At 74.7% G+C, this 8,886-nt stretch carries 6 protein-coding genes; 4 read left to right on the top strand and 2 right to left on the bottom strand.

The features are described from left to right. Nucleotides 1–113: 113 nt before the first annotated feature. Nucleotides 114–2,870 (top strand): M4 family metallopeptidase, encoded by a 2,757-nt coding sequence (locus ACIRS1_RS06150; protein ID WP_402837231.1) that lies wholly within the window; start codon nucleotides 114–116, stop codon nucleotides 2,868–2,870. Nucleotides 2,871–2,982: 112 nt separating this feature from the next. Here the strand turns inward: ACIRS1_RS06150 and ACIRS1_RS06155 are convergent, their stop codons facing one another. Further along, nucleotides 2,983–4,026, bottom strand: a complete 1,044-nt coding sequence (locus tag ACIRS1_RS06155; protein WP_402837233.1) for a hypothetical protein — start codon at nucleotides 4,024–4,026, stop codon at nucleotides 2,983–2,985. Nucleotides 4,027–4,256: 230 nt separating this feature from the next. Here ACIRS1_RS06155 and ACIRS1_RS06160 point away from each other — a divergent pair, with 230 nt between their 5' ends. Beyond that, nucleotides 4,257–5,414, top strand: a complete 1,158-nt coding sequence (locus ACIRS1_RS06160; RefSeq protein WP_402837235.1) for an alpha/beta hydrolase — start codon at nucleotides 4,257–4,259, stop codon at nucleotides 5,412–5,414. A 104-nt stretch (nucleotides 5,415–5,518) separates the two neighbouring features. After that, complete coding sequence (locus tag ACIRS1_RS06165; protein ID WP_402837237.1) at nucleotides 5,519–6,613, top strand: RICIN domain-containing protein; 1,095 nt, start codon at nucleotides 5,519–5,521, stop codon at nucleotides 6,611–6,613. A gap of 74 nt (nucleotides 6,614–6,687) precedes the next feature. Here the strand turns inward: ACIRS1_RS06165 and ACIRS1_RS06170 are convergent, their stop codons facing one another. Beyond that, a complete protein-coding gene (locus ACIRS1_RS06170; protein WP_402837239.1) occupies nucleotides 6,688–7,209 on the bottom strand; it encodes a peptidylprolyl isomerase in 522 nt (173 codons plus the stop codon). Between the two features lie 701 nt (nucleotides 7,210–7,910). Between ACIRS1_RS06170 and ACIRS1_RS06175 the strand changes: the two genes are divergently transcribed. After that, a partial coding sequence (locus ACIRS1_RS06175; RefSeq protein ID WP_402837741.1) for an RNA-guided endonuclease InsQ/TnpB family protein occupies nucleotides 7,911–8,886 on the top strand: 976 nt, incomplete at its 3' end.

Genomic DNA, 8,886 nt, shown 5'->3' on the forward strand with positions numbered 1-8,886 from the left:
ACCATAAGCAGTCAATCGACATATGACGGAGAGTGTCCTATCGTGGACATCGGCGGGGCCGCCGCAGCGGTGTGCCGCCGCCTTCCGCTTCCGACCCCGCGAGAGGACCGCCCGTGCTCCGCCGTACCCGCACGCCGCACGCGTTCGGCGCCGCCACCGCCGCCGCCGTGGTGCTGGCGCTGGCCGCGCCGCCCGCCCTGGCGCTGCCCGCCGACGCCTCCCCCGATCCGGTGCCCGCCCTGGTGGCCGGTCAGGACACCGCCGCCCCGCAGCTGGTCACCGGCCTGTCCGAGCCGGCCGCCGGCGCCCCGGCCGACGCCGCCCGCGCCCACCTGGCGGCCCACCCCGACCGCTACCGGGTCGACCCCGGGGAGCTGGTGGAGGCCGGCTCCGAGCGCGACGCGGACGGCCGGCGCACCGTCAGGTTCGAGCAGCGCCACGGCGGGATACCGGTGTTCGGCGCGCAGTACCTGGTGCACCTGACCGGCGAGGGCGCCGCGCAGCGGGTCGAGTCGGTCGGCGGGAAGTACTTCACCGGCCTGAGCGCCCCGACCACCGCCACCGTCCCGGACGCCGCCCTGCGGGAGCTGGCGCTCGGCGCGGTGCAGGACGCGCGGGCCCGGGCGGGCGCCACCGCCGAGGACCGGGGGGCGGTCGTGCTGCCCGGCGGCGCCGGCCGGCTGGCCCGGCACTTCACCGTGCGCACCACCGACCCGGCCAGCGGCGACCGGGCGGCCCGCGAGGTGTACGTGGACGCCGTCGCCGGGGTGGTCGCCCTCGCCTACGACGCCCGCACCCCCTCCCCCGCCGGAGCCTCCCCCACCGGGGACGCCGCCCCCTCCCCCGGCGGCGACCCGCAGCCCGCCACGGGCACCACCCCGGACGTCCACGGCAACGCCGTCAAGGTGAACGCGGTCCGCCTGCCGGACGGCGGCTACCGGCTCACCGACCTCACCCGGCACTCCGTCATCACCACCTACGACGCGGCCGGGCGGGACGCGGACGACTTCGTGGGCCCCCTGCCCGCCGACGCCGTCCCGGTGGCCTCCCCCGGCCCGGACTTCCCGGCCGCCACCGGCACCAGCGGGGCCACCGACGCCCACCTGGGCGCCGGCACCGTGTACGACTTCTACCGCGACCGGCTGGGCCGCGACGGCCTGGACGGCAAGGGCGGCCCGATCGTCTCCGTGGTCAACGTGACCAGCGGCGGCAAGCCGTACGCCAACGCCTACTGGGACGGGACCAAGATGGTCTACGGCTCGGGCGGCGGGGCGTACTTCCCGTTCTCGGCGGCGCTCGACGTCACCGGGCACGAGATGACCCACGGCGTCGTCGCGCACACCGCCAACCTGACCTACCTCGGCCAGTCCGGCGCGATGGACGAGGCCCTCGCCGACTACTTCGGCAACGCCATCGAGGTGACCGCCCGCGGCCTGTCCATGAACGACCCGAAGGCGGCGCTGCTCGGCGAGGACAAGTGCCGCACCGGCACCCCGCAGGCCTGCGCGGACCGCCACCTGGACGACCACCGCACCACCGTCGCCGACTACCTCGGCGCCACGGGCGCGCTCGACAACGGCGGGGTGCACCTCAACTCCCCCGTCTTCGCCGGCGCCCTGTGGGACATCCGGCGCACCCTCGACCCGCTCACCGCCGACCGGGTCGTCTACCGGGCGCTCGCCGACTACCTCACCCCGCTCGACGACTTCGTCGACGGACGTGACGCGGTGCTCGCCGCCGGCCGCTCGCTCGGCCTCAGCCGCGCCCAACTGCGCACCGTGGCCGCCGCGTTCGACGCGCACGGGATCAAGGCCGGCTGGCAGCACCGGATCGGCACGGACAGCCGCACGCTGCTGCCCGACGTCTCCGGCTCGATGAGCCTGCCCGCCGCCGCCGACGGGCACTGGGTGGCGATGGGCCCCATCTCCGGCCGGACCGACCGGAACGCCCTGTACACCGGCCCGACCACCGGCCGCACCGCCCCCGTCCGGCTCAGCCCGGACGACGGCCGCTACCACAGCTACGCCGCCACCGACGGCGCCGGCGCCGTCTGGATCGCGGTCGGCACCGACGCCCGGGGCTGGGGCCAGGAGGTGCTGACCGCACCGCTGACCGGCGCCGGCCCGGTGCGCAGCCTGTTCCACTCGGCCACCCAGCAGCCCGGCGGGGTGCAGGTCTCCGGCCGCGACGTCGCCTTCCTGGTGCGCGACGCCGGGCGCACCGGCGTCCGGCTGTCCCGCGACGGGGCCCCGGCCGTCGAGATCCCGCTGCCCGAGGGCCACAGCGCGTCGGACCTGACCCTGCGGGACGGCCTCCTCGGCTGGACGGAGTCCTGGCACGAGGGTGAGCAGCAGGTCACCGCGCCGACCGTCTACTCGATCGCCGCCGGCCGGGTCACCGCGCAGTACACCGCGCACTCCGGCGCCGGCGCCCGGCCGAGCGAGGCCTACGGCACCCGGCTGGCCGGCGGGCGGCTGCTGTGGGTGGACATCCCGCTCGGGGACGCCGGTGCGCACGGCTCGATCCGCTCCGGCGCCCTGGACGGCTCGGGCACCAGCGAGGTGCTGTCCGGTGACACGCCGAACGCCCCCACGCGCGGCTCCCTCATCACCGCCTCCGACCAGGCCGTCACCTACCGGGTCGTCCCGCACTCGCTGCTGGGCCCCGCCCCGGCCGGCGGCTGGACCAACGCCGCGCTGCCCAAGCTGTGGCAGGTCCCGCTCGCCGGCGGCGCCCCGCAGCGCGTCTCCTGCGACCGCGGCGACCAGGACCAGCCCGCGGCCGACCAGGGCACCCGGGTGGTCTGGCTGGACGCCACCGGCGGCGGCCCCGACCTGGTGGTCCGCGACCGCCCGGCGGTCACCTGCTGACCACCGCTCACCTGTCGGCCGGCCACCGACCGCCTACCGAGCATCTGCCGACCATCTGAAACCCTGCCCGCCCGGCCCCGGGGCGGGGCAGGACGGCCCGGTGCGGACCGGCTCACAGCCAGCCGCGCCGGGCCGCCTGCACGCCCGCCTGGAAGCGGGTGGTGGCGCCCAGCTGGGCCAGCAGCGCGGAGACCCGGCGCACCACCGTGCGCCGGCCCAGGCCCAGCCGGCGGGCGATGGCGTCGTCGGTGGCGCCGCTGGCCATCAGGGTGAGGATGCGGCGGTCCCGGTCGTCGATCTGCAGGCCGACGCCGTCCACCGTGGCCGGGACGGCCAGGCGCCACAGCGTCTCGAACACCGCGGCCAGCGCCCGCAGCAGGGCGGAGGGGCGGATCAGCAGGGACACCACTCCCGGGCGCCCGTCGGCGGGCAGCGTGACGATCGCGAGGTCGTCGTCGCCCAGGGCCAGTTTGAGCGGCGGATCGTCCAGCGTGCGGGCCTGCTCCCCCGCCTCGATCATGCGCGCCATGTTGGGGCCGGCGACCGGGTCGTCGAAGGCGCAGCCGTGGTAGATCGAGCGGTAGGCCACCCCGGCGGCCATCCGCTGGCGCTGCAGCACCTCCTGGTCGAGGTAGAAGGCCGTACTGCCGGAGTACGGCGGCACGTCGATCACCCGTATCTGGTGGCGGGCGGCCAGTTGCAGCCGCCGGCTGGCCGCCAGCACCTGGGCGCGGTCCTCGACCACCTCCAAGGCGCCGTAGGTGCCGGCGTCGCGCCGGGCGAAGCGGTAGAGGCGTTCCAGTTCGGCGCCGGCCCGGCGGGCGGTGGCCTGGCGCAGGGCGTCGCTCTGCAGCACCGCCTCGACGATCCGGCCGGGCGGCAGCGCCTCCCAGCCGTGGTCGTGGTCCCTGCCGACGTCACGCCCCCGGCCGGAGTCGTGGCCATCGGCGGTGGCGGAGTGGCCGGCGACGGCGGATCGGTCGGCGGCGGAGCGGTCGAAGGCCACCACGACGCCCTCCTCGGCGAGCCCCCTGAGCACGGCCAGGACGGCGCCCTCCTCCAGGCCCGCCCTGGCCGCCAGTTCCGCGGCCCGCGCCTGCGGATGGCCGACCAGGCAGCGGTAGACCCGGCCGCGTTCGGATTCGGGATCGAGCACGTCGTGCACGAGACCCCCCGTGTTTCGTCGTGTGCGGAGCGTACGGACCGCCGGAGGCTACCCGCGCCGGTGGCGCACATGCGCCAGTGGCCCAACTGGGCCGCCGGGCGCTCTGGCGTCCGGCGAGACGATCTCGCCAGAGTTGTCGGCGTCCAGACATTTGCGGGAGCGGCGGCGGCAACGGCAGCGGCGGCACTCGCGGCGCAGCACCCCCCAGCCAAGGACGGCCCATGACCCCTGCCCGGCCCCCGTTCCCCCTGCCCGGACGCACCCGGCCGAAGTCCACCGCCTCCAGCACCCCGGCCGGAGGCGGCCCGCACCGGCGCGCCCGTGCGGCGCTCACCGCCCTGGCCGCCTGCCTGCTCCTGCTGCTGCCGGCCGCACCCGCCGCCCTCGCCGCACCCGACGCCCCGCCGCCGCTGCACGACGGCTTCGGGCTCACCCAGGTCGGCACCGCCACCGGCAGCGCCACCAACTTCGTGATCACCGTGACCACCCCCCAGGTCGCCGGGCAGCACACCGTCCGGATCCTGCTGCCCGCCGGCTACGCGGCCGAGCCGACCAGGCGCTACCCCGTCCTGTACTTCCTGCACGGCGCCTCGGACAACCCGAGCGACCCGGCCCTGGCCTACCCGGCCCTCACCGCAGCCAGGTCGATGATCACCGTCATCCCGGACGGCGGGCTGCGCGGCTGGTACACCGACTGGCTCGACCAGAACACCGCCGCCGGGGCGCAGAACTGGGAGACCTTCCACCTGAACCAGGTCGTCCCGTTCGTCGACGCCAACCTGCGCACCCTCACCGGGCGCGGCAGCCGGGCCGTCGGCGGCCTGTCGATGGGCGGCTTCGGCGCCCTGCACTACGCCCAGGACCGCCCCGACCTGTTCGGCCAGGTCCTCACCATGTCCGGCGCCGACGACCTGTCCGTCGACGAGATGATCATCCGCGGCGCCGTGGTCGCCACCCTCACCAACGCCGGCACCGTGCTGTGCGGCCCCAGCGACGGCCGGCCCTGCGGCCTCGACTTCGGCCCCACCGTGTCCAGCGACGCCGTCTTCGGCTCCCCCTACCCGGTGTTCAACGCCGACTGGCGCTGGAACGCCGCCGACCCGGTCTCCCGGCTGGGCCTGCTCGCCGACACCGGCATCGCCGTCTACACCGGCAACGGCAACGGCAACGCCGGCGACATGGAGTTCTGGGCCGAGGGCACCGCCAAGCGCCTCAAGGACCGCCTGGACGCCCTGCGGCTGCCCCACCACTACGTCGACTACGGCAACGGCGCCGCCTGGGGCCCCGCCTGCAACGGCGGCCACAGCCCCGGCTGCTGGGCGCAGGACCTCGTGGACTACGTCCCGCGCCTGGAGGCGGCCTTCGCCGCAGCCGCCTGACCTGCAGGCACGCAGACCCGCAGGCCCACCGACCGACCTTCCAACCCTCTCCCCCGCCTCCGGCGACACCCCCGGACGCACCCCGACGAAAGGACCCCGCCCCCGTGCCCTCCACCGCGACCCCGAGCCGCCCGGCCACCCGGCTGCGCCTGCTCGCCGCCCTCCTGGTGGCCTGCTGCGCCGCCCTGGGCCTGACGGCCGCCCCGTTCGCGACCGCCCGGGCCGCCGCCGCCCCGGCCGCGGCCTGCAGCTCACCCCAGCAGTGCCTGACCATCAAGTCCCTGAGCAACGGGCGCCAGCTCGACGTCCAGAACGGCAACACCGGCGACGGCGCCTACGTCGTCACCAACTCCGCGCCCGGCTACCACCAGTCCTGGCGGCTGAGCGTCGACCCGTCCGACTACTCCTTCACCATCGTCAACAACGACACCGGCAAGTGCATCGACCTGGCCTTCTTCACCCCCGCCCTGCGCCAGCAGACCTGCGCCGGACAGGCCAGCCAGCGCTGGTTCCTGCAGCCCGTCGCCGGCTCCGCCGACGCGTTCATGATCCGCCACCAGGGCGACAACACCTGCCTGGACCTGCTGCTCGGCGCCCAGTACGACGACGCCTGGACCGACCAGTACACCTGCAACGGCACCGTCAACCAGCAGTGGTCCACCGGCTTCCCCGCGGCCGCCCGCAGCCTCGCCCTGGACCACGCCGCCAAGCAGTGCCAGAAGGACCCGGGCTCCTGCTCCTGGGCCCTGAAGAGCGAGGCCCCCGCCGCGCCGCTGCCCAGGATCTGCGTCTCCTCCGTCTGGTTCAACAACACCAGCAGCGCCGCCCAGCAGAACTTCGCCGTCACCAGCATGAGCGGCTGGTCCAGCAGCATCGGCGGCCAGATCGGATCGGAGATCGGCGGCACGGCCGGGGAGGTGTTCAAGGCGGCGGTCACCACCAGCGTCAACTACACCAACGTGTGGCAGGGCTCGACCACCGTCAACAACAGCGTCACCGTCAACGTCCCGCCGCAGCAGTACGGTTGGGTCACCCTGGCCGAACTCGCCCGCAAGGTCACCGGTACCTGGACCTTCGACGCCCGCGGCATCCCGTGGAGCGCCGAGGACACCATCACCATCCCGCTCACCTCCGACCCCAGCGGCGGCGCCACCCTCTACATCGCGAACACCAGCCCCACCTTCACCACCTGCGCCTGACGCCCCAGCTCCACCCCGGCCGCCGCCCGGCCCCGCCGGGCGGCGGCCGGGACGTGCCGCGGACCGCCCCGGGATCAGAGACGCTCGATGGTGACCTTGGTGATGACGACGTCCTCGACGGGGCGCTCGTCGGCGGTGGGGGTGGAGGCGATGGCGTCGACGACGGCCTTGGAGGCGGCGTCAGCGACCTGGCCGAAGATGGTGTGGCGGCGGTTGAGATGGGCGGGGGTGCCCACGGTGATGAAGAACTGGGAGCCGTTGGTGCCCGGGCCGGCGTTGGCCATCGCGAGCAGGTAGGGCTTGGTGAAGTGCAGTTCGGGGTGGAACTCGTCGGCGAAGGCGTAGCCGGGGCCCCCGGTGCCGGTGCCGGTGGGGTCGCCGCCCTGGATCATGAACCCGGCGATCACGCGGTGGAAGGACGTGCCGTCGTAGTACGGGCCGCTGCCCGGCTCGCCGGTGCGCGGGTCGGTGTACTCGCGGGTGCCCTCGGCGAGTTCGACGAAGTTGCGGACCGTCTTGGGCGCGTGGAACTGCAGCAGCTCCAGCCGGATCGGGCCCAGCGTGGTGTCCAGGGTCGCGAACAGGCCCTTGGCCATGGCGGACTCCTTCGGTTCGGGTGATCGGTGTCGTCGGCATCCTGGCACACGCCGCGCCCCCGGCCGCACGGGCGGCCGGGGGCGTCGGGCGACGTCAGCCGACGTCAGGGCGTCGCAGGAGCGCCGGGGTGTCAGTCCTCGGCGGGGCGGCGGCGGGAGACGGCGACGAGCGCCGCGCCCACGGCGCCCAGCGCGGCGGCGCCGCCGGCCTCCCAGCCGAGGCCCTCGGTGCCGGTGGCGGCCAGCTGGCCGGGGCGGACCTCGGCCGCGGCGGCCGTCGTGCCGGCCGTGGTCGTGCCGGTGGCGCCTGCCGCGGTGTCCGCCGTGGTGCCGGTCGTGGTGGTGAGCGCGGCGGGCCGGGCGGCGGGGGCCGCGGGCTGCTGCTGCTCGGCGGGCCGGGTCGGCTGCGGGGCGGGGGTGTTCGCGGCGGCCTCGTCGGCGGCGCGGGCGGTGGCCCAGCCCGCCTTGAGGAACGCGTTGACGGCCGCGTCGTCGCCGTCCAGGGCCGCGAGGGCGGGCCTCGCAGCGGGTCAGCATGCCGTCGTCGAAGGTCCTGGCCGTACTTGGCGACGAAGACCAGGTGGGCGCGGAGTTGTAGACGACGTGGCGTCTTCGGCGGATGTCGGTGTTCGGCTTCCGGCGTGGTGACGCAGGCCAGGTGTGGGATGGTGATCGCGTTGACCTGGAGGGGGGTGGGCCGGATGATCCGCGCGTACAAGTTCCTCATGCGGCCCACCGTGGGCCAGGAACAGGCTCTCGCCGAGATGCTGCAGGATCACTGCTCGCTCTACAACGGGGCCTTGCAGGAACGGCGCGACGCCTACCGGCACATGTCGAAGACGAGCGTTACGTATGGGATGCAGTCCGCCCAGCTCAAGGCCATCCGCGCACTCGACCCGGAGCGTCAGGGACGTTGGTCGTTCAGCTCTCAGCAGGCGACGCTTCGCCGTCTTGACAAGTCGTTCGCGGCGTTCTTCCGCCGGGTCAAGGCCGGTGAGACACCCGGCTACCCGCGCTTTCGCGCAGGCAACCGGTTCAACACCGTGGAGTTCCCGAAGGACGGTGACGGCTGCCGCTGGGACTCCGCCCCGCACGACCCCATGACCCGTGTGCGACTGCAAGGCGTCGGCCACGTCAAGGTGCACCGGCACCGGGCCGTGGTCGGCACGGTCAAGACGATCAGCGTGAAGCGCGAAGGCCGCAGGTGGTTCGTTGTGTTGACCGCCGAACAGGACCGGCCAGAACCGCTGCCCGCGACCGGCAGCGCTGTCGGCATCGACATGGGCATAGCCAACTTCCTCGCCGACTCCGACGGCGGGTTCGTATCCAATCCGCGCCACGGACGCAGCAATCCGGCGAAGCTCCAAGCCGCACAGCAAGCCCTTGCCCGCTTCCCCCGCGTCTCCAGAGACAAGCGCAGCGCCAACCACCGCCGGGCTGTGGAGAAGGTCGCCAGGCTGCACGGCAAGGTCCGCCGCCGGCGACTCGACCACGCACACAAGACCGCCCTCCACCTGGTGCGTGCGCACGACTTCATCGCGCACGAGAAGCTGTCGATCACCACCATGGTCCGCACGGTCAAGCCGAAGCCCGACCCCGACCAGCCGGGCGCCTTCCTGCCCAACGGGGCAGCGGCGAAGACGGGCCTCAACCGTTCGATCTCGGACGCCGGATGGG

The sequence above is a fragment of the Kitasatospora sp. NPDC101176 genome (genome assembly GCF_044768035.1).
In the GTDB taxonomy this organism is placed as follows: Bacteria; Actinomycetota; Actinomycetes; order Streptomycetales; family Streptomycetaceae; genus Kitasatospora.

Coding starts and splice junctions, on each gene's coding strand:
- ACIRS1_RS06160 (WP_402837235.1), top strand. CDS start 4,257: ATGACCCCTGCCCGGCCCCCGTTCCCCCTGCCCGGACGCACCCGGCCG.
- ACIRS1_RS06170 (WP_402837239.1), bottom strand. CDS start 7,209: ATGGCCAAGGGCCTGTTCGCGACCCTGGACACCACGCTGGGCCCGATC.